The 25953-nt window shown below is 37.5% G+C and carries 26 protein-coding genes; 14 read left to right on the top strand and 12 right to left on the bottom strand.

Annotated elements, in window-relative coordinates:
• Nucleotides 1-368 precede the first annotated feature (368 nt).
• The 4 genes from FJR11_RS04790 to FJR11_RS04775 form a co-directional block, all read right to left on the bottom strand.
• The gene (locus FJR11_RS04790) at nucleotides 369-1166 is read right to left on the bottom strand and encodes an ion transporter (RefSeq protein WP_168502582.1); all 798 of its coding nucleotides are present in this window, start codon (nucleotides 1164-1166) and stop codon (nucleotides 369-371) included.
• 48 nt (nucleotides 1167-1214) lie between these two features.
• Nucleotides 1215-1709: a hypothetical protein gene (locus tag FJR11_RS04785; protein ID WP_168502581.1), complete on the bottom strand. Its 495-nt coding sequence runs from the start codon at nucleotides 1707-1709 to the stop codon at nucleotides 1215-1217.
• A 92-nt stretch (nucleotides 1710-1801) separates the two neighbouring features.
• Entirely contained in the window at nucleotides 1802-3901 is a 2100-nt protein-coding gene (locus FJR11_RS04780) for a pentapeptide repeat-containing protein (protein ID WP_168502580.1), read from the bottom strand.
• A gap of 63 nt (nucleotides 3902-3964) precedes the next feature.
• Complete coding sequence (locus FJR11_RS04775) at nucleotides 3965-4297, bottom strand: hypothetical protein (RefSeq protein ID WP_168502579.1); 333 nt, start codon at nucleotides 4295-4297, stop codon at nucleotides 3965-3967.
• 218 nt (nucleotides 4298-4515) lie between these two features.
• Between FJR11_RS04775 and psbP the strand changes: the two genes are divergently transcribed.
• Together psbP and FJR11_RS04765 are read left to right on the top strand one after the other, a co-directional pair.
• On the top strand, nucleotides 4516-5061 hold the full coding sequence (psbP, locus tag FJR11_RS04770; RefSeq protein ID WP_168502578.1) for a photosystem II reaction center PsbP: 546 nt from the start codon (nucleotides 4516-4518) through the stop codon (nucleotides 5059-5061).
• Nucleotides 5062-5145: 84 nt separating this feature from the next.
• The gene (locus FJR11_RS04765) at nucleotides 5146-5739 is read left to right on the top strand and encodes a nucleoside triphosphate pyrophosphatase (protein ID WP_168502577.1); all 594 of its coding nucleotides are present in this window, start codon (nucleotides 5146-5148) and stop codon (nucleotides 5737-5739) included.
• 21 nt (nucleotides 5740-5760) lie between these two features.
• Here FJR11_RS04765 and FJR11_RS04760 read toward each other — a convergent pair whose 3' ends face one another.
• Nucleotides 5761-6594, bottom strand: a complete 834-nt coding sequence (locus tag FJR11_RS04760; protein ID WP_168502576.1) for a DUF4351 domain-containing protein — start codon at nucleotides 6592-6594, stop codon at nucleotides 5761-5763.
• 196 nt (nucleotides 6595-6790) lie between these two features.
• Here FJR11_RS04760 and FJR11_RS04755 point away from each other — a divergent pair, with 196 nt between their 5' ends.
• The 4 genes from FJR11_RS04755 to FJR11_RS04740 all read left to right on the top strand — a co-directional run bounded on the left by FJR11_RS04755 (nucleotide 6791) and on the right by FJR11_RS04740 (nucleotide 11870).
• Nucleotides 6791-7528 (top strand): phycocyanobilin:ferredoxin oxidoreductase, encoded by a 738-nt coding sequence (locus FJR11_RS04755; protein ID WP_168502575.1) that lies wholly within the window; start codon nucleotides 6791-6793, stop codon nucleotides 7526-7528.
• Nucleotides 7529-8381: 853 nt separating this feature from the next.
• Nucleotides 8382-9800 carry an HlyD family efflux transporter periplasmic adaptor subunit gene (locus tag FJR11_RS04750; protein WP_168502574.1) on the top strand — a complete coding sequence of 473 codons (1419 nt, stop codon included), beginning with the start codon at nucleotides 8382-8384 and terminating at the stop codon, nucleotides 9798-9800.
• A gap of 69 nt (nucleotides 9801-9869) precedes the next feature.
• Entirely contained in the window at nucleotides 9870-11024 is a 1155-nt protein-coding gene (gene devC, locus FJR11_RS04745; protein ID WP_168502573.1) for an ABC transporter permease DevC, read from the top strand.
• A gap of 108 nt (nucleotides 11025-11132) precedes the next feature.
• Nucleotides 11133-11870 carry a DevA family ABC transporter ATP-binding protein gene (locus FJR11_RS04740; RefSeq protein ID WP_168502572.1) on the top strand — a complete coding sequence of 246 codons (738 nt, stop codon included), beginning with the start codon at nucleotides 11133-11135 and terminating at the stop codon, nucleotides 11868-11870.
• A gap of 83 nt (nucleotides 11871-11953) precedes the next feature.
• Here FJR11_RS04740 and FJR11_RS04735 read toward each other — a convergent pair whose 3' ends face one another.
• The gene (locus FJR11_RS04735; RefSeq protein WP_168502571.1) at nucleotides 11954-12775 is read right to left on the bottom strand and encodes a hypothetical protein; all 822 of its coding nucleotides are present in this window, start codon (nucleotides 12773-12775) and stop codon (nucleotides 11954-11956) included.
• A gap of 108 nt (nucleotides 12776-12883) precedes the next feature.
• Here FJR11_RS04735 and FJR11_RS04730 point away from each other — a divergent pair, with 108 nt between their 5' ends.
• The 3 genes from FJR11_RS04730 (at nucleotide 12884) to FJR11_RS04720 (ending at nucleotide 14795) form a co-directional block, all read left to right on the top strand.
• Entirely contained in the window at nucleotides 12884-13699 is an 816-nt protein-coding gene (locus FJR11_RS04730; protein ID WP_168502570.1) for an HAD family hydrolase, read from the top strand.
• 469 nt (nucleotides 13700-14168) lie between these two features.
• Nucleotides 14169-14507 carry a Mo-dependent nitrogenase C-terminal domain-containing protein gene (locus FJR11_RS04725; RefSeq protein WP_168502569.1) on the top strand — a complete coding sequence of 113 codons (339 nt, stop codon included), beginning with the start codon at nucleotides 14169-14171 and terminating at the stop codon, nucleotides 14505-14507.
• Nucleotides 14508-14522: 15 nt separating this feature from the next.
• Nucleotides 14523-14795, top strand: a complete 273-nt coding sequence (locus tag FJR11_RS04720) for a cupin domain-containing protein (RefSeq protein ID WP_168502568.1) — start codon at nucleotides 14523-14525, stop codon at nucleotides 14793-14795.
• Nucleotides 14796-14854: 59 nt separating this feature from the next.
• On the opposite strand, the gene FJR11_RS04715 is transcribed toward FJR11_RS04720, so the two are convergent.
• The 4 genes from FJR11_RS04715 to FJR11_RS04700 form a co-directional block, all read right to left on the bottom strand.
• On the bottom strand, nucleotides 14855-15442 hold the full coding sequence (locus tag FJR11_RS04715; RefSeq protein WP_168502567.1) for a Uma2 family endonuclease: 588 nt from the start codon (nucleotides 15440-15442) through the stop codon (nucleotides 14855-14857).
• A 68-nt stretch (nucleotides 15443-15510) separates the two neighbouring features.
• Complete coding sequence (locus FJR11_RS04710) at nucleotides 15511-15942, bottom strand: NUDIX hydrolase (protein WP_168502566.1); 432 nt, start codon at nucleotides 15940-15942, stop codon at nucleotides 15511-15513.
• A gap of 8 nt (nucleotides 15943-15950) precedes the next feature.
• Nucleotides 15951-16403 (bottom strand): DUF3531 family protein, encoded by a 453-nt coding sequence (locus tag FJR11_RS04705; RefSeq protein ID WP_168502565.1) that lies wholly within the window; start codon nucleotides 16401-16403, stop codon nucleotides 15951-15953.
• The gene (locus tag FJR11_RS04700; RefSeq protein ID WP_168502564.1) at nucleotides 16378-17367 is read right to left on the bottom strand and encodes a Sll0314/Alr1548 family TPR repeat-containing protein; all 990 of its coding nucleotides are present in this window, start codon (nucleotides 17365-17367) and stop codon (nucleotides 16378-16380) included. The genes FJR11_RS04705 and FJR11_RS04700 overlap by 26 nt, the downstream gene beginning before the upstream one ends.
• A 121-nt stretch (nucleotides 17368-17488) precedes the next feature.
• Between FJR11_RS04700 and FJR11_RS04695 the strand changes: the two genes are divergently transcribed.
• Nucleotides 17489-18160, top strand: a complete 672-nt coding sequence (locus tag FJR11_RS04695) for an ABC transporter ATP-binding protein (protein ID WP_168502563.1) — start codon at nucleotides 17489-17491, stop codon at nucleotides 18158-18160.
• 252 nt (nucleotides 18161-18412) lie between these two features.
• On the opposite strand, the gene FJR11_RS04690 is transcribed toward FJR11_RS04695, so the two are convergent.
• Nucleotides 18413-19057, bottom strand: a complete 645-nt coding sequence (locus FJR11_RS04690; protein ID WP_254444682.1) for a hypothetical protein — start codon at nucleotides 19055-19057, stop codon at nucleotides 18413-18415.
• Nucleotides 19058-19476: 419 nt separating this feature from the next.
• Nucleotides 19477-19659, bottom strand: coding sequence for a CsbD family protein (locus tag FJR11_RS04685; protein WP_168502561.1), 183 nt, complete (start codon nucleotides 19657-19659; stop codon nucleotides 19477-19479).
• 602 nt (nucleotides 19660-20261) lie between these two features.
• On the opposite strand from FJR11_RS04685, the gene FJR11_RS04680 reads away from it, so the two are divergent.
• The 4 genes from FJR11_RS04680 to FJR11_RS04665 all read left to right on the top strand — a co-directional run bounded on the left by FJR11_RS04680 (nucleotide 20262) and on the right by FJR11_RS04665 (nucleotide 25490).
• Entirely contained in the window at nucleotides 20262-22184 is a 1923-nt protein-coding gene (locus FJR11_RS04680; RefSeq protein WP_168502560.1) for an alpha-amylase family glycosyl hydrolase, read from the top strand.
• A 323-nt stretch (nucleotides 22185-22507) separates the two neighbouring features.
• Nucleotides 22508-23263: a 16S rRNA (guanine(527)-N(7))-methyltransferase RsmG gene (rsmG, locus tag FJR11_RS04675; RefSeq protein WP_168502559.1), complete on the top strand. Its 756-nt coding sequence runs from the start codon at nucleotides 22508-22510 to the stop codon at nucleotides 23261-23263.
• A gap of 103 nt (nucleotides 23264-23366) precedes the next feature.
• Nucleotides 23367-24386 (top strand): bifunctional riboflavin kinase/FAD synthetase, encoded by a 1020-nt coding sequence (locus FJR11_RS04670; protein ID WP_168502558.1) that lies wholly within the window; start codon nucleotides 23367-23369, stop codon nucleotides 24384-24386.
• A gap of 195 nt (nucleotides 24387-24581) precedes the next feature.
• On the top strand, nucleotides 24582-25490 hold the full coding sequence (locus tag FJR11_RS04665) for a MoxR family ATPase (RefSeq protein ID WP_168502557.1): 909 nt from the start codon (nucleotides 24582-24584) through the stop codon (nucleotides 25488-25490).
• The last annotated feature ends 463 nt before the right edge of the window (nucleotides 25491-25953 follow it).

Here is a 25953-nt window from a genome sequence, read left to right as displayed (position 1 = left end):
TACGATTCGTTGGGGAAGGCCAGAGATGCAGTATTTGAATTGATGGATGCAGTATTAACAAGTCCAAGTATCCCATCATTTGTCAGCTAAACATGAACGGATAACCAGCTTTGAAACGCCAACAAGTAAAGCCGCATTCTAATAGTCTAAACTCAAGTTTTGAACAAAACTCGGTACACCTTAATATTCTGAAATCCTCTTGCCTTCCTACGTAGAAAAATTCAGTAATCAAACCGGATTTCTATATCATATAATCCAAGAACTTAGATTGTCAATGAAAATGATAGATAAAAAACATAAAGAATGGCAACAACGAAATGCCGACAAAACTAGGGCTTATACGGCTAAGTTTAAAATAAATTGAGGTTTTAAATCCTGACACCTGCTTTAATTATTAATTGTTTACCGCATTTTTTGCAAAATCCAGCATCTGCATCATGAAAAGCTAAACCGCAACCTTCACAAGTAATTTCTATCTGATTTGCAGTTTTTACCAATCGTTTGATTAGGTCTCCAATCTGCCAAGGAATCAGTGCCACTCCTGTTAAAATCATCAATACTGTTAGTAAACGACCTAATTCAGAAATGGGAATTACATCACCAAATCCCACCGTTGTCATTGTGACAACAGAGAAATAAAAGGCATCTAAAAAAGTATTAAAATTACTGGGATTAACTGGATGCTCAACTTGATAAATTAACCCAGAAAAAATAAAAACTATGGCAAATAAAGTAAATAATATTCTCGCAAAAATTACACTATCTTCATTACTGATACTACCAATCAAAAACTTTTTATTAATAAATCTAAGTAACCGTAAAATGCGAAACCATCGTAATAAGCGGATAAAACTAATATCTACTAATCCGATAAAAGATGGCAAAATTGACATTAAATCAATAATTGCATAAAAACTTAGAATATATTTAATTCTATTTTTTGTACTCCATAACCGGAGTAAATACTCCCCAGCAAAAATCATTAATATACAATCATCTAATCCTCTTAACTCCCAGCGAGCATCTTCAGGGAGATTATAAGTTTCCGCAACAAAAATTCCTGAAGATACTAACACCAATAAAGCAATAGTTACACTAATTACCTTACCTACAGGAGTTTCTATGTCTGTTAAGTAAAACTCTACTTTTTCTCGGTTCAGCACCATCTGTTAATTCAAAATTAAAAAAAATTCTTACCCATAACCAATTAACAATTAAAATCTTAAACCGACCCCACCTTGAACAGATAGAGCCGTACCACCAGTATTACGGTAAGCATCAAAAGCAATAATAGCATTACCAAAAATCACAGTATTACTATTAGGAATAACGTAATCAATGCCTGGTTGCAAAGCAAAGCTAATTTTATTACCTACAGGAGAAGGTGTATCACCACTAGTTAAAACCAAACCAGCACCTAAATAAGCATCAGTTTGCCAGTTAAGAGGGAAATCATAGGACACCGTGGGGACTACTGCTGTCCCTTTACCAATTAAAGCTTGAGTGCGGAAGGAAATAGGTGTTTCTAGTAATTTGTAGCGAAAAGCCAGCACTCCACCCAGTTGAGTACCATCAGTAAATCCTACAGTTGGACCAATACCAACATAACTCCCATAAGCTACTTGAGCTTTTGCTGGTTGAGAGTTGACAGCTAAACTCAAAACCGTTCCCACACCGATTACCCCAAGCCAATACTGAAGATGCCTCATTACCCTACTCCTGACAAAATCTGAATTTAAGTTTAATTGCTAACTACCCTGGATAAAACCCCCTACCTTTTATTTCCTCTATTATGCCTCTATTATGGACAACGAGAATGCAGTCCACCTTGAGTACAAATGAAGGCTAATTGTTGAGGATCTAAATTTTTCGCTTTACTAAAATCTACTCCTTGAATTGAGGCATTTTGTGAACCGAGATCAGGTGTTTGGACAAACTTGTCTGACTCTTCTTTACCGACAAAGAGAATTGTGCCTTGAAAATCTGTGCCGGCGACATTTGCTCCTCGCAAATCAGTACGACTTAAATCAGCATTTCGCAAATTGGCGTTTTCTAAGTTTGCCCAGCGTAAACTAGCACCAGTAAGCCGAGTAGCACTTAAGTTAGCATCACTGAGATTAGCATAATCTAAATAGGCTTCAGATAAATCTGCACCTTGCCAATCAGTTTTCGTTAAATTTGCATAAGCTAATTGTGTGCCAATGGCAGAAACACGAGGTAAATGAGCCGCATATAAATTTGCTTCTGTTAAATTAGCATCGCTTAAGTCCGCATTTGTTAAACTGGCATTTTCTAAAATTGCATTTCGTAAATCTGTACCTACTAGCTGGGTACTACTGAGATTAGCACCAAATAAGCGGCCGTAGGATAAGTTAGCTTTGTTAAGATTAGCACGACTTAAATCACTCCGGCTCATTAAAACACGACTTAAATTAGCATTACTGAGATTAGCTTGCTTTAACTGAGTATTGCTAAAATCTGCGATCACATCATCATAAGTATCCCAGCGTCCATCTTCACCCACACTGCGGAAACGGCTACCTTGGAAATTAGCTTGGTTAAGATTTGCCGATTTCAAGATAATTCCTGATAGATCAACGTTGTTTAATACCAGGTTAAATAAGGACTTTTCTCCAGATCCTTGAGAACCTAATTGAGCATTGCTCAAGTCAATATTGTTAATTTTGCCACTATAAATACCCAGGATTTTATTGATCACCTGTTGGGTGAGAATTAACTGATTTTGTCTAAATTCCGCATTGGGACTTTTACCCATAGATGCTACTTCCCCAGCCAAAAACTGATTCATGCGGTTTAATTCGGGGATGGTTTTAAAACCAGCATTAGTTAAAGCTTGTTGAATGGTATCTAGGGTTTTGGGGTCTGTTTCTTTTACCAGTAAGTCAACTAATAATTTGATGGATTGTTTGTCATCAATACTACCCAGGGCTAAAATGGCTCTTTGGCGATCTTCATTGGTAAAACCATTGTTGGGATTCAGTGCTTTGATGAGTTCAATAAACTTTTGGCTATTAGTTTGTTCGCTTCTGCGTTGACTTTCTTGGCTTTGGATATATATTTGTGTACCGACTAAAGTTGATAACACAGCAATCATACTAGTCAACCCCACCAAAAATAAGCTCAGATTAGGGTTAATTCCCTGGGAACGAGTGGGGATAGGTTGTGGGGTTGAGCTATCTCCATTATCCTCATTGATGGTTGATTGCTCCCCAGGGTGACTGAAAGTGCTGGTCGCATCTATTGTGTATGTCCCTGCTAGTTGGTCATGGAAAGAACGGCGATGCTTTTGGACAGGCCAGCCCTTTGCTTCTGCTAGGATCATTAACATAGTCAAAGATGTAAATAGCGCTAAGTTGGGGAAAACAAAGCTGTAGCGCCAGAGTAGATAAGCTGCGGTCATTGGTACAGTCCAACGCCCTAATCCTTCTCTGACTAGCACTGTGCCTAGACCTGGGGCTGTTCCTTCTTCGTTAACTACACGAATACCAAACCAGCGTTTGGGAATGGTACTGCCAGTTGTAGCTAATAAATACAATTGCCAACCGGAGAGGCTAGTGGGTAATAATAGGGCTAATGTCCAGAGGATATTAGTCGGCCAGGCAACGTTGCGAATACCATAACTAACAGGCAATGCTAGAGGTCTAGCGATCGCTTTTTCTGTGACTACTAGGACAGGATTTAGGGGGACACGACGGATTTCACTATGGGAATTTACGTATACACCCAAAGCATAAGGAACTAACCCACTAGCAATAAAGAGGGTTATTTCCACCGTCCAGGCTACAAAACGTCTGGTTGCTAATGGTGTGATATTGGCTTTTTTCGGTTCTTTTGGGCGGCTAGACTGACTATTACTTCTGCCGATCATTGGATTCGCCATGGGATAATTTACCTGTGAATTTATTTTTACACCGCTATCGGCATGATTAAAATAGGCTATTGCTTATTTCGGTTTTCTATTAGCAACAAAAAATTTGTATCCAAGATACACTAATACTGCTAAAACTGCCAGACTGATTACAGACGCAACGAGAGCGAATACTGTTTGCAACATCCAAACAGTTAACAACATAATTATGCCTGTAACCGCCAATTTTTTAATTGTTGCTAAACTATTAAACCAACTTCTGGATCTTTCTAGATATAAGTTCCATTCAGAGAAACTTATCCCAGGTGTTTTTGCTTCTGGTTGAGGAGAATTAACACGAGCAGATTTAATTTCTGCTTCTAGATTTTGGAGACGACGCTGTAAATCTTCTTCTGGTTGAGAGTTCATAAGGGTAAGCGGTAAGTAGGAAACTCAGTCACAAAGCGTGCTGAGAGTGTCAGGAATCTTTTGGGTGTTTAACAGGGTATTAGCTGAGTTTACAACCAATCCCCATTGAGAGAGCTATCCTCAGTGGCAAGTCTCCACTGTGTACATATTAGTGAGAGAATAAAAACTTGCAATTATTCTTACCTTGTGTTGCTGACGGCTCAAAGGAATCTTAAAAAATGTGGAAACGAATTACGTTAATCTTATTATTGGTGTTGAGCTTCAGCCTGAGTAGTCCCGATGTAGCTGATGCGGCTGGACTTAAAAGCTTTGTAGATAGTGCTGACGGTTATCAGTTTTCCTATCCTAATGGTTGGTTAGCTGTTAAAGTTGCCGATGGACCTGATGTGGTATTTCACGATTTAATTGAAGTATCAGAAAATGTTTCTGTGGTCATTAGTCCCGTTCCTACAGGTAAAACTTTGCCAGAATTAGGAACACCCTCAGAAGTAGGTTATAAACTGGGAAAAGCGGCTCTTGCTCCTGTAGATTCTGGCCGAACTGCTGAATTAATCAATGCGGCTCAAAAGGAAGTGAATGGTAAAATTTACTACTTTCTAGAATATGAAGTTAAACTGCCTAATGGTGAAGAAAGACATAATATATCTAGTGTGGCTGTAAGTCGCGGTAAGCTTTTTACTTTTAATGCGTCAGTACCCCAAAGACGGTGGAAAAAACTGCAACGGATGATTGATGAAGTTGTTAGTTCTTTCACTGTTTATTAATTATGGACTGGGGAATAGGGAATGGGGAATGGGGACTGGAGAATTTTCTCCACAATTAGGATTTATTTACCCATACAAAAATTTATGAAAATTCCACAATTTGTGCTTGCTTCTGCCTCTGTTGCCCGTCGTCGGTTACTGAAAACGGTAGGGATTGAGCCAATAATTTGCCCTAGTGATTTTGATGAGTCACAAATTACAATTACTGAACCGGGAGAGTTAGTCAATACTTTGGCTAGATGTAAAGCAGAAACTGTAATTTCCCAATTTCCATCAGCTTTGGTCATGGGTTGTGATTCGGTTTTGGCTATGAATGGGGAGATTTATGGTAAACCGGCAGATGCTGAGGAAGCGATCGCTCGGTGGCAATTTATGCAAGGTAATTTTGGTGACTTGTATACGGGTCATGTTTTGATTGATACCACCAAAAATCAATCTGTAGTTAAATATCAAGTTACTAGGGTGTACTTTGGCAAGATGAGCGATCGCGCGATTCAAGCTTATGTAGCCACAGGTGAGCCTCTTCAATGCGCTGGGGCTTTTGCCTTGGAAGGGTTTGGGAGTTTATTTGTGGAAAAAATTGAGGGTTGTCACAGTAACGTAATTGGTTTGAGTTTACCCCTATTGCGACAAATGATCGGGGAATTAGGCTATGAAGTTACAGATTTTTGGGGATAATTTGCAAAATTATGATTTTTTTTAATCACAATTTTCAGTCAACCAGTTAATTAGATCAGTTTCAGTTTTAAAATCTAATAAAGCTTCTCCTAAATCCTCTAATTGCAGAAAAGATAAGTCTTGAATTTGATTTTGAGTTTCAGTACCTATTTTTCCTAAATGACGCTGAAGTTGACGAACAATTAATTTAATTTCCGAACGTCTTCCCTGTTCTAAACCTTCTCGAACGATTTTTTGATAAACGACAGATTCTTGCATAATATCCTCCCGAAAATAGGCGTTAATCAAATCCGCATCAAATCTAATTCCAGCTAGAAGTTGAACACAAGCTGAGACGTTGATTTGCTGTCTTCTATCTTCTATTATATTTACTTTAGCTGCAACTTGTTCTAATATGGCTCTGGGATTATCAACTTTGGCTAATACAGCTAAGGGTAACAGTTCGGTCGTTGCTAATAATGGTTGAGGATCACATTCCCAAATTCTGATGACTCGATAGCGATGAAAGGTATTAGCTGTTCTAAATTCATTGATAAAAACCTCCTCTGATGTGGTGGGTTTTAAAAAGATAATAATTTGTTCAATGTTAGTATTATATTGGCGATATAATCTCACCCAATAATCTAGCATTCGTAATGGTAGCGGTGGTTTTGATTGATGAACTGTTTGAAATTCTAAATGAATGATATTGTTGTTGGTTTTTAATAAAAACAATCCATCAACACGAATTGGTTCTAAGTTTAATTCTGTTTTTAGTAGTTCTGGATTTTCTGTAATTTCTGTATTCAACAACCACTGAACAATGGCTTGGGGATATTCTTCAATTAAGTATTTTAGGGTACTATCATAGCTCATATTTTTTTATATATTAACCTCTTAAAACTCAGTATCTCAGACAATTAATCATATTACAGAATATAATTGCACTTTTTGTTACATAAATTTATTTTGATAATCAGACTATAGTATAACTATTTGTTTATATTTCCAAGCAGAACAGCATGGTACAGATAGTTGTAAACTAACATATAGATTGTATTTTCCAAATAATATGTCTTCTACTCCTTCCCTCCGTGAACAACAACATCCCCTAATTCGTCAACTAGCTGATTGTATTGAAGCAGTTTGGCATAAACACCTAGACTTATCACCATACCATTTACCTGCGGAATTGGGATATGTAGAAGGTAAATTAGAAGGGGAAAAACTGATTATAGAAAATCGCTGTTATCAAAGTCCTCAGTTTCGTAAAATGCACTTGGAACTAGCAAGAGTAGGGAATATGTTAGATATTCTCCACTGTGTCATGTTTCCCCGTCCAGAATATGACATTCCCATGTTTGGCTGTGATTTAGTTGGAGGTAGAGGTCAAATTAGTGCTGCTATTGCCGATCTTTCTCCGGTAAACTTAGATCGAATTTTACCAGATGGTTATAATTCTCAACTTAGCAAGTTAACCACAGCCAACTTTTCTCAACCCCGTGAATTACCAGAATGGGGAAATATTTTTTCCGATTTTTGTCTTTTCATTCGTCCCAGTTCCCCCGAAGAAGAAACAATGTTTCTGTCTCACGTAGAGTCATTTTTAGAAATACATTGTACCCAAGCGATTTTATCTAGTCCAGTTGCACCGGAAAAAGTAGCTGCAATTATGGCTGGACAACATAATTATTGTACCAAACAACAACAAAATGACAAAACCCGTCGAGTTCTAGAAAAAGCTTTTGGTATAGATTGGGCAGAAAATTATATGACTACAGTTTTATTTGATTTACCAGAATTACCTTAAGCATTCAGTTAAAGCCTAACAGCACGATACGCGTTAGGCATTAGCTAACGGCTGATAGCTGCTGTATTACTAAAAGTGTCAGCAATTAAAAATTGCTATTACTCTATCTGTAAGCTGTGTTACGTTTTCTCTCAACTGATAAATGTAGAATTTATATGAAGTAATCACCACGGATACTTCCCTGGGGAAAACTAATGTTAATCAGCCAAGTGCCTAATTATCTAGTTTAGACTGATAATTAGTAATTAGTAATTGGTAAAATTCTTACCTATGCCCTATTCACGCAACTGTTTTTTATGTTCTTTTGTAAACTTTAACCCTTCTTAATCTTGTAACCAGATGTTTTAAAAGTTGTCAGTTATGTACAAACAACTCTCAATTTCTCCTCAATTAACCTTAATAATGAGAGTTTGAAACCTTTATTTATTACTGAGAACAATCAGAGTAAAGGTGGATACGGATGAGGATTATTCCTACCAAAAGTAATCAATTCACATTTTCGCATATCTTCTGAATAATGAATTGTGAAATTTCCAGTATTAATGATTTAAACATCTGCCAATTGTATCCCAGGTTGCTTTGATACAGAAATTTTCATGCAAGAATAGTACACCTTACTAATTACAGGGTATAGGGTGTAGTTTATCCAAAGTTAATAATATCCAGTTGAAGAATAATTGCAAAAATAAAAGTCCAAAAAGCTGTAAATTTTGCATAAAGTTTACTGTGAATTGTAAATAGTCACCTTTGTTAATAATCAGGTCTTAAATTAAGACTTTGGGTGACTAATTTCACTACAGCTAACTTACTTTTTAGTTTCATCACCACAATTCAGATAAATAGGTCACATATCATGTCAAGGGTGAATGAAAAGTCAAAATCTAAAGAAAAGTCATTTGAGCAGCCTAAAGTTTGGTTAAGTATTGCCGTAGCGCTGCCAGTAGCTATAGCTGCCGGTTTACTAGCTACAGCCAGAATGGAACAGTTAAAAAAACTGACTTCCGTTGTATCTGTAGCTCCAGTTCCTAATACTGTTAGTGCCATAGGACGGTTAGAACCAAGAGGAGAAGTCATTAAACTTGCTGCTCCTGCTGGTATATCAGGCAGTTCACGAGTACAGCAACTTTTAGTTAGAGAAGGACAACGAGTACAGCAAGGGCAGGTTGTGGCCATTTTAGATAGCCGCGACACTAGCATGGCAGTGGTGGAAGAAGCCAAAGCCAAACTGCAAGAATCCCGTGCGAATTTAGCTCAAGTTAGTGCTGGTCCACCAAGAGATGCTCAAGCTCAAAGATTCATTATTTCTCGATTGCAAGCCCAATTAGCTGGGGAAAAAGAGGCTCAACAGGCAACGATTAGCAGAATTGCTGCCCAGTTAAGTGGCGAAAAAGTTGCCCAACAAGCGGGAGTTAATCGTTTAGAAGCCGAACTAATAGGACAAAAAAATTCTTTAAAAGCTAATATGGAGCGCATTAGAGCCGAAAAGCGTAATGCTCAAGTAGATTATGGACGCTATGAATTTTTATACGGACAAGGTGCTATTTCTCAGCAAGAACGCGATCGCCGACGCTTAAGTGCGGCTACGACTAATCAACAACTCATTGAAAGTGAAGCTAGTTTAAAACGGGCAATAGATACTATTCGACAGCAAGTTTCGGAAGCTAGAGCCAATCAAATTAAAACTATAGCTACCCTACAACAACAATTAATTGAAGCTACAGCCACACGCAACAAAACTATCGCCACTTTGCAAAGGCAAATAGATGAAGAAAGAGAAAGATTAAGCAGAATATTAGTAGTTAGTCCGCTAAATGTTCAAGTAGCTCAAGCTCAAGTTACTAATGCAATTGCTTTAATGAGAAAAGCTCAAGTAGAACTTCAGCAAAGCTATGTCAAAGCCCCAAGTTCTGGTGAGATATTAAAAATTCACACCAAATCAGGGGAAATGATGAGTGCAAATGGAATTGCGGAAATTGGACAAACTGATCAGATGTTTGTAGTCGCAGAAGTTCCTGAAGATAGTATTAGCAAAGTGCGTTTAGGTCAAACTGCTACTATTACTAGTGATAACGGCGCATTCAATGGTCAATTAAAAGGCAGAATTACGGAAATTGGTCGGAAAATTGGCAAAAAAGATGTCCTTAATAATGATCCAGCCGCAGATATTGATGCCAGGGTTGTAGAAGTAAAAATTGCCCTTTCTCCAGAATTTACCAAGCAAGTTTCTGGTTTAACTAACGCTAAAGTTGCGGTGGAAATTAATGATAATTAACTTCCTACTTTCGTAAAAAATATTAATGTTCAATTACTTAATTAGTATCAAGATTAGAAAGGCTAGAAAATGGCAATAAAAATACCTTTATCTTGGCTACAACTGACAAGAGAAAAAACTCGCCTAGCGGTAGCTTTGTCAGGTATTGCCTTTGCTGATATTCTAATGTTCATGCAGCTAGGTTTCCGGGATGCACTCTATTACAGTAACGTCAGAATGCACAGCAGTTTAGTAGGAGATGTGATTTTAATTAACACTCAATCTACTGCTGTTCTATCAATGAAACCGTTTTCCCAGCGTCGTTTATATAAGGCATTGGATTTGCCAACAGTTCAGTCCGTGCATCCCATATATTTAGACTATACTAGCTGGCGAAATCCCGTTACAGGCCGCCCCCGAAATATATTAATTTTCGGCATAAATCCAGAAGTTAATTTATTTGATTTACCGGGAGTGGACAAAAATTTAAATAAGCTCAAGCTTCCTGATGTGGTTTTATATGACCGTTCTTCTAGGGTAGAGTATGGTCCAATTGCTGATAACTTTAATCAGGGAAAACTTGTTACAGCAGAAGTACGAAGACGACAAGTTAAGGTCGGTGGCTTATTTACTTTAGGTGCATCTTTTGGAGCAGATGGAAATTTAATTACCAGTGATGTTAACTTTTTACGAATTTTTAATAATCGGCAACGGGGATTAATTGATATTGGTGTAATTAAATTAAAACCAGGTGCAGATTCTCTCCAAGTAGCTCAAGATTTGCGGAATTATCTACCTAAAGGTATCAATGTTTTAACTAAGGAACAATTTATCGAATTTGAAAGAAATTATTGGGCAAGTAGTACGGCTATTGGCTTTATTTTTACTTTAGGGACAATTATGGGTTTTATTGTGGGAACTGTAATTGTTTATCAAATTCTGTATACAGAAGTCAACGATCATTTATCTGAATATGCTACTCTCAAAGCCATAGGTTACACTCAAAACTATTTACTAATGGTGATTTTGCAAGAGGCTTTTCTATTAGCAGTTGTTGGTTATTTACCTGGATTTGGCTGCGCTCTTGTTCTGTATAGTGTTGCTAGAGATGCCACACTTTTGCCCATATTCATGAGTTATGATCGCGCTATTATGGTGCTTATGTTAACTATTTTAATGTGCTTTATTTCCGGAATGATTGCTATTCGTAAATTAAGCTCTGCTGATCCAGCCGATATTTTTTAATAGTTAGTTGACTTACTTTTTTCCTTCTTTTTTGCTTCTTCTTTCTTTCTTCTTCTTTCTTTCTCCTGACTCCTGACTTCTTTCTTCTGACTCCTACACTCTTTTATTATGATCAACAAAGAACCTGTAATTTCTATCAAGAATATTAATCACTACTATGGCAAAGGCTCTCTAAGAAAACAGATTTTATTTGATATTAGTCTGGAAATCTATGCCGGAGAAATTGTGATTATGACGGGACCATCCGGTTCAGGTAAAACAACTTTATTGAGTCTGATTGGTGGATTAAGATCGGTACAAGAGGGAAGTTTAAAATTTTTGGGTGAAGAACTATGTGGAGCTAGTCAAAGTAAACTGGTACACATGAGACGTAAAATTGGTTATATTTTCCAAGCTCACAATTTATTGGGTTTTTTAACTGCTAGGCAAAATGTCCAAATGGCTGTGGAATTAAATCATAATATTTCTCAATCAGCGGCTATTTCTCAGTCAGAAGATATGCTGACATCTGTGGGTTTACAAGAACGCGTTAACTACTATCCAGATAATTTATCTGGTGGACAAAAACAAAGAATTGCGATCGCTCGCGCTCTAGTCAATCACCCTCCTTTAGTATTAGCAGATGAACCAACCGCTGCATTAGACAAACAATCAGGACGTGATGTAGTAGAAATCATGCAGCGTCTGGCTAAAGATCAAGGAACTGCGATTTTATTAGTGACTCACGATAACCGGATCTTAGATATAGCTGATCGCATTGTGGAAATGGAAGACGGTTTACTTACCCGTGATGCTCAAAATGTAGTTTCTAATCATGACGCTAAAACAAATAATCATAATTCCTAATTTTAATCACGAGCTTGATACCAAAAGAGTTTTGCTCCTGACTGCTGACCCATGCTGTATCTGTTGATCATCTAAAATTGTGATTATTTTTGGATAGCATCTGAATGATGTGAATTTTCTGGCTGTTGTTTTGTTGGCACAGGGCTTTGACGGCTAGTTCTAAATGTCACATTCACCCCTTCATTTGATTGTTCTAGTACCAGCAGCGGGGTAGGTTTGGCCTTTTGATCCCAGTGCATATAAACAATCCGACCTTGAATAGTGGGTTGCCAGCTATCATCATCTTCTCTGGGACTAAGATATGTTTCTATACAACCAATTATTTGGCTGATAGTAGCAGAAGTAGCTTGAGTTGGTAACTTCATTAATCTAATTTGGACTCGAAATAGCACCCGCTTCACAATGTTGGGCGCTACACCAGTTTCATGTTCGACATCAAAAGTTTCATCTACTTGCTTGCCACTGTTACTAGCAACTCCCACCGCTCCTTGGCTAGATTGACTAGGACGCAGTGCTTGAGATATCTTCTCTTTAACCTTAATTTTAATTTGATTAACTAAGGCAAAATGGAATACTTCCTCTGACATCCGCATTCGCAGATAATCGAGGTTAAAATCCCGTGAGTGAACTAAATCTGGATTAGTTTCCATTTTGCGAATAGTTTCTAAAGCTAATTTGAGCTTTTTCTCTAATTCTCGCGTGCGAAATTTTTCAAACTTAATTTTCTTCTCCGCCTTTTGGACTAAAAGTTTGCTATAAATAATTACAGCGACTAAAGCTAAAACCAGCCCTCCACTAGCAAATAGTAATAATGGCGGACCTTCAGATTCATTGGTGACTACAGCTTTATTCGTTTTTGTGATCTTTGAGCCAGAAGACTGAGCCAGAAAAATTGTACTGACCATAATTTATAACCTAAAAAAACTATTAACTTCTGTTGTTTAGAATGCCCAAATCTTGCCTAGTAGTTTGCTATGGTATAAATATTTTTCACATTGTTTTGATAATTTCATATGTATAGACCTATTACAGACTTGGGCAAACATCTCATAAATATACAGCAGTTTTCCGATATAGTATCTACGCATTTGTGCCAGATTTGCCTTTTAGCCACAGATATGGATGGTACACTCACTAAGCATGGCAAATTCACATCAAAACTACTAAATACTTTAGAGAGTTTAGCAGCGGCTAAAATTCCCGTATTAATTATTACTGGACGTTCCGCTGGGTGGGTAAGCGCGATTAGTAGCTTAGTGCCCATTAATGGTGCAATAGCAGAAAACGGTGGTTTATATTATCCGTCAGGTAGTTCTGAAGCAGTTACACTCACACATATTCCTGACTTAGCTAACCATCGTCAACATTTAGCTAGAACTTTTGCAAAATTACAAAGTTGTTTTCCGCAAATTCAAGAATCTGCTGATAATCGGTTTCGAGTCACAGACTGGACATTTGATATTAACTCATTAACGACCGATGATCTCAAAAATATTAGTAACATTTGTGAACAAATGGGTTGGGGTTTTACTTATAGTAATGTTCAATGTCATATTAAACCTCAAGGACAAGATAAAGCAATCGGCTTATTAAAAGTTTTACGTCAGTATTTCCCTATGTACTTACCAGAACAGGTTATCACTGTTGGTGACAGTCCCAATGATGAAAGTTTATTTAACCAGCGTTATTTTCCTATTTCCGTAGGTGTAGCAAATATACAAGAATATGTAGATCAGTTACAGCATCAACCTACCTATGTGACTACAGCAGCCGAAGGAGATGGATTTTGCGAATTATGTAGTTATATTTTGCAAAGCTGCCCAGGTTAATCTAAACACAGGTATTTGATCGCCATTGAGAACAGGGAATAGAAAACAAAATGAACTTTCTTCTTCCTTGTTGCCTGTGCATGATTATAAAGTAAGTAACTTACATAACATTTTTCTTTATCTTCTATAACCTAAAATTAATTGTCATCGTTTCCTAATGCTTCTGCAATCTAGCTGGGGTAAAAGCTAGATAAATCAGTGTTCTTGCCCATGCCCATTGAGATTACTGAGGAGTTTTCAAACCATGAATTGGGATTTTATATATGAGATTACTATATCCAATATCAGGAATCCATAAGCTGAGACTATACCATTTTTAGATTTTCTTTGTTATTTTGTATTCAAGTGAACAGTTATTCCACACAAAGCCAGTTTAAATAAAAATTAGTTCAACTACTTTACAGTTCTTCAAGTTCAGTGCAAATTCCCAAGATAATTTATCAATCTCATCTACATAGGATTTACAACCATGCTAAAAACCAATAGTCAACCGATGATTCTCTCTAGTTTTGTTAACCCTATCGAGGAAAACCATTCAGTTAAAAATAAGTTTGATTTATTGCAAAAAATCCGTCAATGGTTCGACGAAATTGAAATTGATAATCCTCAAGTTGCTAGATTGATTGCTAAATTAATTCCTGCCCAATGTCCCTTTGAGCGTGATATCATAGTTTTTGGCCGAAAAGTTGCCCACATTCCGCCTTTATGCAAATTTAACCCACTGTATGAGCAGTTTGTAGGCTTGCGTTTTCGCGCATTATGTTATTTAGTAGATAAGTGTGGAGAAGATATCCAATCTTATTGTTAAATACAAGTCAATTCCATGAAAATTAAAGTCGAACATCAACCTAGTCTTGCACATCTCAACGAGTTAGATGTATTCAACTGGGCAATTTGGAAAAAGGAAATATCCAAATTTTCCTGGACTTACGATGATCAAGAAACTTGCTACTTTTTAGCAGGTAATGTTATTGTCACTCCTGATGGAGGAGAAGCGGTAGAAATGGGTAAGGGAGACTTAGTAACTTTTCCCGCTGGGATGTCGTGTACATGGGAAATTACCAGCGACGTAAGAAAACATTATTGCTTTGATTAATATTTCTACAATTCTATTTAATTAATATCTGAAGATGTGAATTGAATGTTATTTAGAGGCTATGAAACTATTGATCCCAAAATATCATCTACAACTAAATTAATTTCGGGGAATGCTTGAATTGACATTTTCTCCCCGCGACTTAGTTTTTGAATCTCGCTATAACCATTTTCGCTAGGGTAGCGATAAATAATAATTACTTGTTCATAAATATCAACTAACCAAACTTCAGTAATACCACTACTAGCATAGAGAGGAATTTTTACGTCTCTATCATATTCCAGACTGCTATCTGCAACTTCAATTAATAGAAATATATCTTTGGGTTCAGGGTGTCCAGATTCATAAAAATCTGCACGGGGTTGTAGTAATGCTATATCTGGTTCAGGTTCAGATAAGTTATTTAAGATAATCGGATTTTGTACCCTAACAATTACTTTTATTCCCAGAATATTGCTAAATAAGCGATTAATTCTGTCAACACAAGCTGCGTGTCTTCTACCAATTGGTGACATTTCTATAATTTCTCCATTAATTAGTTCTACCTTATCATTTTCTGAAAAAATACCTACTTCGCTCATTTGGTGGTATTGAGAAACATTGAGACGAAAAGTGTTAAGGCGTGGTTTTGCTAATTGTAAGGTCATAATTAACTTCCTCCTATTTACCTTTATTTTTACTATAGCAATCCTGGAGAGAATTGCTATATTTTGATTTACAAATAATCAAAAAATACTTCAGGAACTAATCTTAATTCACCAGATTTGAACCGGGAAATATCTATCCATAGTGCGCGATGTTGACGTGCTGGTGTTTCTGAAAAAGTTAAACTTTCGATTTGATAAAACTTGGAATCAGCAAAATCACATTCATAGAGTTGAATGATTTCATGTCCTTGTTTACCATTAAAAGTAAATAAGTTTTCAATACAACTCAAATAGCGAATATTGGTTAATTCTGCTTGAATTTCTTCTTGAAATTCTCTAACTAATGCTATGCGGCTAGTTTCGCCAAATTCCACACCACCTCCTAAAGCGCGATAGAATATTGATTGTTTTTGAGGATCATATCCTTCAGAAACAAATATTCTATTACCATCTCGAATTAGTGCTAAAACAATTACCCGAATTTGACCTTCTTTATTCATGATTGCAATTAATTATCGTAAATTGAGGAGGGGCGACTTTCACTATCTTCTATCGGCCAATCTGAATTTTCACCACCAAGATATAGTTCTTCAATAGTTACATATTCTTCAGTTAGTTGAGTTAAGGCGTTGATCAGAATATCTAATGCGATCGCATCACTTGTACCTAAATCAAACCAACAACGCGCCCATTCTCCTTCATATTCAAATTCACCCATGTTGTGCATCAAAGCCATTAAGCTTTTATCATAGCCTTTAGCATCATAATTCATGTAGCTGATATCAAGTCCTGTATCTTGGATTTGGAGATTTTCCGCATTAAATCCCCCCAATTTACCTAGATAAAACCAGGAATTAAAAACTTCTTCTACATATTTTTTTTCCTGCTGGGAGGGAACAGTGCTGAACTTTAACCAAATCCAAGTATCAAAAGGATTAAACTCGCGGAATTGAATTTCCATTTTTGTAATAGGTAATGGGTAATGGGTAATTGACAACTGACAACTGACTACTGACAGCTTGATTACGTTCGTATTCAATTTGTTTAACTAAATTAGCAGGAAGTTGGGATTTTTTGGCTAATGCTTTGTCAAAATGAGCTATTGCTTCCTTAATTAAATTCTGGCTTTTTTCGTTTTTGCCCTTTTCATGGAGAATTTGGGCTTTGAGATAATAAATTTCTGGGTTGTCAGCAGTTGTTTTTAAGGTGCGATTAACATAATCTAAAGCCTGGGAATACTTTTTCAAATCTCGATATGCTAAAGCAATACCTCTATCTACTAAATAACCAGGTGCAGCTTTTTTTTCCAACCGATTAATTACATCATCTGGACTAGCAAAAGGCAAATTCACAGCTAACATTAAATCCATATAGCCGCGAATTAAGTTTAACTCTGGATCATTGGCAGAAATCCTTTCGGCTCTGTCAAGATATGTATAGACTTTACGTAAGCGACTAAATGCAGAAGCAGCACCATTTACAGTCCCTTCTCGACTGAGAATTACCGCCCCTTCTAGAAAATGACCAGCCGCAGTGTATAAATTACCACGTAATGGATTACTGGCAATAAGATTTTGTCCAGTTTCTAGGGTTTTGCGACTGTATTTTTCTAAACCAACCAAATCTTGGTTTTGATATGCTAGAGAAGCCTGGATCGCGTAAATTAAGGGTTCATTGGGTTCGCTAGACATTGCTTTTTGTAAAGCATCTTTGGCTGTGGGGTAATTTCCTTGTTGAAAAATAGCATTAAAAGCGGCTTCCGTGCGATCGCCAATTTTATGGGGTTCTCGATTGCGAAATGGATCACCAGCAAAGGAGGGATTTACCAAAATATTTAACAGGATGGAAGCCGTAACAGTCACTTTTAAAAATACAGGAAATCGGCAGAATATCATCAATTGAGGAATTAAAAACTGTTTGAACATGGCAAATCTCAGAATAATTACGGTTAAAATTGTTGTATCTGTTACCTAAAATGCCAAAATAGTTAATTATAAATTACGTCTATTGCCACCAAAATTTTTCATAACTTGGTAATCTTTACAAATGCTCTATCTTAGAAATCTAACTTATCACCCCACAGCCTGCCCAAAAGCAATTCTCCAAGCTATAAATTTAGAATTACCACCCCAGAAACTGGGTTTAATTATTGGCCCTAGCGGTTCGGGTAAAAGCACCTTATTAGAAATTTTATCTGGATTGGCTGATCCTACCGCTGGTGGGGTTTTTTGGAGAGAACAGGGACTTATAGCCGAAGAACTACAACAATTAGCTGGTTTAGTATTTCAATTTCCAGAACGGCATTTTTGCGGGGGGACAATTTTAGAAGAATTGCGCTTAGGACATCCCGAACTAGGAACAGAACAGGTTAAACAAGCATTAACAGAAGTTGGATTAGATCATTTATCCTTATCTGCATCACCCCATGCTTTAAGCGGTGGACAACAGCGACGTTTGGCTTTAGCGGTACAATTAATTCGTCAACCAAATGTATTATTATTAGATGAACCTACAGCGGGATTAGATTGGTCAATGCGTCGCCAACTGGTGAATTTATTAGCCAAACTCAAAAAAGATTGGACATTGTTAGTTGTAACACATGATGCAGGTGATATGTTACCAATAGCTGATTATTGCTGGACATTAGATCATGGGGTTTTAAAATCAGTTGATCCTGCGACTTTAGGAAATAAAGAACAGGAGGTACTGATTAATTAAAAATGTTTAAATAAAAATTAAGGGATGAAAAAGATTAATTATCCATGAAAATGTCAGGACTTACGCAACTAGTACATACATTGGTAAGGTGCGTTAGACTGTATAAATCCTGCAAATAAACAGATTATTGATGTCTGATGCACCTTGTAACAAATTTTTAGTGTGAGACTTGCGTAAGTCCTAGATGTTTTAAAAGTAGTTGGCTTATTTTCGACATAAACCCCGTCCAAGTTGAAACCTAGACTCGTGTTGCTATGGGTTTGAATTCGTTTGAGTACCTGTATCTGAACTAGTCTTAGGCGTATTAGGAGATGTTTGCGTTTTTGAACTCGTGTCCGGGTTAGAGGTAGGTGTTGAAGTCTTCGTGGATGATTCAGGAGGAGCTACATTAATCGTCGTGTTCGGTGCAGCGGGAGCAGGCTGTGAATTACTAGGGACAATCACCTTAATATCTGTCTTTTCTTGTTTAGGTGTTTGTGGCTGTGGAATCGCAACTTTTACGTTAACATTAGGCGCACTTTGTGGGCGAACAGTAGCAACTGCTGGTACTGAAACACGCTCAATAGTATTCGTCTTTTCGATGATAGTTGTCTGTTTAGCTGGCTGTTGAGCAGGAGCAGGTACAACAATTACCGGATTGATAGCTGGTGGCCGCCCCCAGAAGTAGTAAGCAAGTCCACTTAGTCCTAATAAAGCAGTAATACCAATACCAATTAACAAGCCGCCAGCAGTATTGTTTTGATCGCGTGCTTGTAGTGCTTCGTTTTTGAGGTTTGTTCCAGAAACTCGACCATCAGAGTAACCGTCACTATAAGAGGATGTTTTCCCCTTTGTTAAATTATCTTCACGATTATTAGGATTAGGATTTTGGGGGTTAGTCATAGTTGATATCAGCAATAATTGCTGGAATTAGGACACGAAGGAATTTAAAATATCTGCCTCTAAATCAGTCAAAATTTAGCAATAATCTATCTGCTTTTAGATTTCGCTTTTTTGATGTAAAATTGAGGCTTTCTATCTCTTAGTTGAGGATGTTTTGCACATTGGCTTTCACATCTTCTATTGTGTTACGAACTTGTAGAGGTTGAAACTAACAAAACTAGGCTAATGTTTAGTAATACTTTACGAATTTTTTGCAATAAAATCATTGTAAATTACGAATTTTGGATTTTTAAAGGGTATTGACTATTAACTAAGGGCGCGAAACTAGAAAGTATAAATAATTGGATTTTTATTTATACCTTCCATGGAAAATAAACTCTAGAAGGATGTTTAAAAAGCGAATATGATTCGCCTAAAACTTTTCAAATATCCTCTTAGTCAATAATTTTTTTGACTTCATCTTTCACATTTTCAATAATGTGAGTAGTGCTTGCTTCCACTTGTTTTGCCTTCCCTTCAGCTTGAGCTTGAGGATCTCCCGTAATATTTCCTATAGCTTCTTGAACTTTGCCTTCAATATTTTTGGCAGTTGCTTTAGCCCGATTTTCTAAGTTCATAATATTCTCCGTATTAATTTTCAAGATCAAGATTACGTGAATTTAAAATTGCATTACCGTTACAGTCAATGAGAGTATCGCTACTTTTCACCTATAATTCAAAACCATTCCTGACAGTTTCCTAGCACAAACAGCTTTTATTGTGCAGACTAAATATAGTCAAGAAGCCCCCTTTGCACGCAAATTCAAGGGTGCTGCTCCTTAAAATGTGGGTTATATATGCATTCATTCCTATCGCTGGCAGGAAGGGAATTGAATTGTTATGATTACTAAATTTTTAAGGTTATACCTTAATAGTCATCCTCAGTATTTTTACTCTTTACGACTGAACAGGTCGCTTTTTTCTTCACTTCTCTACTCTAACACACATAATGGTATTAAGCCGAAATACTTATTTAACCTAAAATTCAACACCTCAAGCCTAAAACCTAAAAATCAAGATATTTTCGGACAGGAGCAAGATTAGAGTAGATACTCTTGATCCTTTTAAAAAAAATACTGTGGAATTAAACTGAAACATCCGTCTTCAGGAGGTTTCCTGAGAAGCTATGTTATATTTAATTTAGACCACGTATTTAATCTTCATGGATGTTTAATTTTTTATGGTACAAATTCCTGGATCACAGTATTCACCAGAACAGTACAAAGTAGGTTCAGAAAAGACATCCGTAGAAGCAATTATACAAGCAACCACATCAGATACAGAAATTGATCTAGAGTTTCTTTATACCAGAGATATCGAATTTCGCCAGGAAACGATTTACTTTCTTGTAGTTGATCGCTTTCATGACGGTGATCCAAATAATAGTGAAGGCGCTAACTCAAAACTATATGATCCCACTGGCAAAGATTGGGGTAAGTATTGGGGTGGTGATTTGCAAGGTGTGATTGATAAATTAGACTATTTACAAAAAATGGGAATAACAACCCTGTGGTTAACTCCCCTATTTGAACAGGTAGAAGATTTATTTTTTAGCAATGCTGCAATGCACGGCTATTGGACAAAAGACTTCAAGCGCATAAATTCTCGCTACATTGCCCAAGGAGAAGATGCTTCTTTAAATAGTACCCAAGAAGCCAAAAATACAACATTTGACCGTTTAGTTGCCGAACTGCATCACCGCAAAATGAAGTTGGTATTAGATATTGTTTGCAACCATAGCAGCCCTGATACTAATGGTAGTAAGGGTGAATTGTATGATGATGGAGTCAAAATTGCTGACTTCAATAACGATATCAATAATTGGTATCACCACTATGGGGAAGTGCAAAATTGGGAAGATGAATGGCAAGTGCAGAACTGTGAATTAGCGGGTTTAGCTACATTCAATGAAAACAATAGTGAATATCGTCAGTACATCAAGTCAGCGATTAAACAATGGTTAGATCGAGGTGTGGATGCACTGCGGGTAGATACTGTCAAGCATATGCCAATCTGGTTTTGGCAAGAATTTACTGGCGAGATGATGAATCACAAGCCAGATGTGTTTATTTTTGGGGAATGGATTTATAATCATCCTTGTGATATTGACTCGGTTGAATTTGCGAATCATTCAGGGATGTCTATTTTAGATTTTGGCCTGTGTACGGCGATTCGGGCGGCACTGGGACAAGGTTCTGAAGACGGATTCCAAGCAATTCAAACTATCTTTGATCAAGACCATGCTTACAACGGGGCGACTGAGTTAGTCACTTTCATTGATAACCATGATATGTCCCGGTTTCAATCGCTAAATTCTGATCCAGCGATGCTGAAAGTGGCGATCGCTCTAATTATGACCTCTCGCGGTATTCCCTGCATCTATTACGGCACAGAACAGTATCTGCACGACGATACTGATGGCGGTAACGATCCCTACAATCGTCCCATGATGGAAAAATGGGATCACGATACAGAAATTTATCGCACTATCAGACTACTTTCTGGTTTGCGGCGGCTAAATCCTGCCATAGCTATGGGTAGCCAATGGCCAAAATACCTCACACCTGACGTTTATTGCTATGTGCGCCGTTATCGTGATTCTTTGTGTTTTGTAGCACTCAACCGAGGAGGAGAAGTGACTCTCCCAGAAGTAGAAGTTGAACTACCCGACGGTGAATATACTTGTGTAGTGACTCGCAACAAGTATGAAGTTAAAAATGGTAAGATTGATAATTTGCAACTGGAAGAACGGGGAGTAATTGTATTTAGCCGCGTGGGAGAACGCATCAATGGGGAAACTATTGTCCGTGTCCAACTCAATGGCGTGAATACCCAACCAGGAGAAACTATTGTGGTGACTGGAGACTGTCCAGAGTTGGGTAACTGGGATATTACCAAGGCATATCCCCTAGAGTACATCAACGCTAATACTTGGTTTGCGGAGATTCCCTTTGATGAGAGTACAGGTAACTTAATTAGTTACAAGTATGCTATATGGAGAGAAGGGCAAGCACCGCTGCGGGAAAATCTCGTAAATCGCCGTTGGGTAATTGCCAAAGAAGGTACTGTTAAATGGCGTGATACTTGGGCTGTGGGTAAGTAGTCTTGGGATATACTAAACACGGTTGGGAAATGGACTTTTACGAAATTACGAAAAACCTATATTTGTAGGGGTTTAGCAGTGCTAAACCCCTACCCACTCCTCCTAAACAAGGGAACAGATAAGAATCACTCATTGACACCAGTTTAAAACTCAGTTAAGAAAAAGATGTTTTTAAAAGATGCGTAGCACCAAAAAAAACAGTGTCATTATTTCCATCTCATATTTTTAAACATGAGTTTTTTTCTGTTCCCTGTTGCCCGTTCCCTGTTCGCTCAAAAAACACAAATTTACCCATAAGAACGCAAAAAATTTATTAAATAGTGATGAATATAGAATCTTTACCCATCAATAATTTGCCAGAAATGGGAGAAATATGGCAAAAAACTCTGAATTGGCAACCAACGGAACTACAAGAAAACCAATTTCAACAACTTTATCAATTAATCATTGCCGGAAATCGTCAACTTAACTTGACTCGCATTACTGAACCGGAAGAATTTTGGGAAAAACATCTTTGGGATTCTTTGCGCGGAATTTGCCCAAAACAACAATTTATCCCCGGTATTGAAAAGGGTAAGCGGATAATTGATATTGGTACGGGTGCGGGTTTTCCTGGTATTCCCATTGCTCTAATTTTTCCCAATTCCCAAGTTACACTTTTAGATTCTACGGGTAAGAAAATTACTTTTATTGAGACAATTTTATCGGCACTTGCTCTTACTAATGCCAAAACTTTACTGGGGAGAGCCGAAGAAATTGGTCAACAAATTCAACATCGACAACAATATGATCTAGCGGTAATTCGGGCTGTGAGTAATGTTTCTGCTTGTGCTGAATATGCCTTACCTTTGGTAAAAAAAGGCGGTTTAGCGGTAATTTATCGTGGTACTTGGACTCAAGCAGAAAATGAAAGTCTAGAAACTGCTGTTGAACAATTGGGTGGCGTAATTGAACTAATTGAAGAATTTTCCACTCCCTTGAGTAATAGCATTCGTCATTGCCTTTATTTACGAAAAGTAACCAACACACCAATTAGTTTTCCCCGTGGGGTTGGGATACCTAATCAAAAACCAATTTAATCAACGGATTCCTCGATTTTAGATTAGATTGGTGATTAGATATCTAACAGCGTGAGAGCGTCAACGCTGATAGCGACAATAAACCTAAAATTCCCGAATCCAAGTGTTAAATTTGTCTCAAAATGGGTGTTCTGTATGGGTTGCTTCTTCCACAGAAGGACTGCTGACACCAACTGCTGTTGCTCTTGGCAAATTTGATGGTGTTCATCTTGGTCATCAAAGAGTAATTCAGCCAGTATTGCAGTCAGCAGGAGGTGGCGAAAATTCAGCCCCTTCAGACCAAAAAAATCCCCGCCCATACTCAACCGTTGTCACCTTTGATCCCCATCCCCATGAGTTTTTTACGGGACTTCCCCGTGATTTGTTAACACCACTGGATGAAAAAGTTCAACAATTGCGATCGCTTGGGGTAGAGCAATTGGTATTATTGCCTTTTGATAGAGAATTATCTGCCCTTTCCCCGGAAGAATTTGTAGATAAAATCCTTGTCCAACAACTGCAATGTCAACAAATTAGCGTTGGCCAAGATTTTTGTTTTGGCAAAAAGCGCATGGGTACTGCTCAAGATTTGCAAATACTCGCGGCAAAATATAATATACCTGTGACAATAGTTCCTATACAAACTGATACAGACAACTTATCCACAGCAGATGATACTCGCATCAGCACTTCATTAATTCGGGAAAGTTTGGAAACAGGTGATATTCAAAAAGCAAATCGTCTCCTGGGAAGACCTTACAGCCTCACAGGTGTAGTAGTAACAGGTCAAAAATTAGGGAGAACTATTGGCTTCCCTACCGCCAACATTCAACTACCAAAAGATAAATTTTTACCCCATTATGGTGTTTATGCTATTGAGGTAATTATCCCTAACCAAACACCGGATATCGCGCCTACTCAGCACGTAGGGGTGATGAATATCGGCAACCGTCCCACTGTTAACGGTATAGATACCCATGTGGAAGTACATCTGTTAGATTGGTCTGGTGATTTGTACGGAAAAAATTTGGTAGTGCAGTTAGTAAAATTTTTGCGCCCCGAACAGAAATTTCCTTCCCTGGAAGCTCTAAAAAACCAAATTCAACTTGACTGTACAGCAGCATTAGAAATTTTTAATTTCTAATGCTGGATTGGTAATGTTCAGTGGGAATACTGTAGGAAAGGTTAAAGTAGAAAATACGGCAGGAGTTAGGAGTCAGTATTCAGGACTCAGGAGTTAAACCCACTTGATATTTGAAATTTGATACTTCATTTACCTCCAATCTGCTGTAAGTTTTTTATACTTTATACTTCTTCTACATTTCCCCCCAGGTACTGCATGAGAGAAAAAATTGACGCTTTAACACAAAATTTGGCTCGTACCATCGTTGGTAAACATGAAGCTATCCGCTTAGTTATAGTAGCTTTACTTGGTGGTGGTCATGCTTTATTAGAAGATGTTCCCGGTGTTGGTAAAACCCTTTTAGCCAAATCCCTAGCCCGTTCTGTAGATGGCAAATTTCAACGGTTACAATGTACCCCTGACTTACTCCCTACGGATATTACCGGCACAAATATTTGGAATCCTAAAAGTGGCGAATTTACATTTTTACCAGGGCCCATCTTTGCTAACGTCCTCCTAGCTGACGAAATCAACCGCGCTACACCCCGTACCCAGTCAGCTTTGTTGGAAGTGATGGAAGAACATCAGGTAACAGTTGATGGCGTTTCTCGTCCCGTTCCTCAGCCGTTCTTTGTCATAGCTACCCAAAACCCCGTTGAGTACCAAGGGACATTTCCCCTCCCAGAAGCCCAAATGGACAGGTTTATGCTGTCTTTAAGTTTGGGCTATCCTTCGGAATCTGAAGAAATGCAAATGTTGCAAAATCTGCAAGCTGGTTTAAAGGTTGCTGATTTACAGCCTTGTATTACTTTAGAAGAAGTCCAAGCATTACGCCAAGCTTGTTCCCAAGTCAAGGTAGAAGAATCTTTGCAACAATATATTTTGGAATTGGTGCGGACTACTAGACAGGATGAAGAAATCACTCTCGGTGTTAGTCCCCGTGGTAGTGTCGCATTACAAAAAGCGGCTCAAGCTTTGGCTTTTATTTTAGGTAGAGAATATGCTCTTCCTGATGATATCAAGTTTCTTGCACCTCACGTTCTTTGTCATCGTCTGATTCCTAGAGGGGGACGAAATGCTAAAACTATAGTTGAACGGTTATTGCGATCTGTGTCTATTCCTTAATATAAAATATCCTGGGAGGTAGATCCTCCCAACAAGTATTTCTAGTTTAAAATTGGATATAGGTTATGGTTCTGGTATATCTATTTTAGATAGGAATCATTTGTTTATCTCTTGGTGCTGAAAGAATTTTTAATTTAATAAACCACGAAGACACGAAGAGCGCGAAGTAAGAAGAAAAGAAGATTAGCAATTTTCTAGGTTAGAAGAGAGTAGTCAAATTGTTTTAGAGTGCAACCAAACCACACATTAAAAATCACTAAAATCGAGATTTACTATAGGTTATAGTTAGTTTAAGTCAACTACATACTATTGCTATTACTTTTTTAGTTATGAATCTTTCTACCTTATTATCAAGGGTTTTTTGGGAATTTTTATGGCAATTTTTCCAAATAACCTCTTTTTTCTCTAATTTGATTAGTAAGAGTGATGTTTTGCCTAATTTTAAACAACAAAAACTTATCGT

It is taken from the genome of Anabaena sp. UHCC 0187 (genome assembly GCF_009712035.1).
Lineage (GTDB): Bacteria > Cyanobacteriota > Cyanobacteriia > Cyanobacteriales > Nostocaceae > Dolichospermum.
This window is presented reverse-complemented; position numbering and strand designations above follow the sequence as displayed.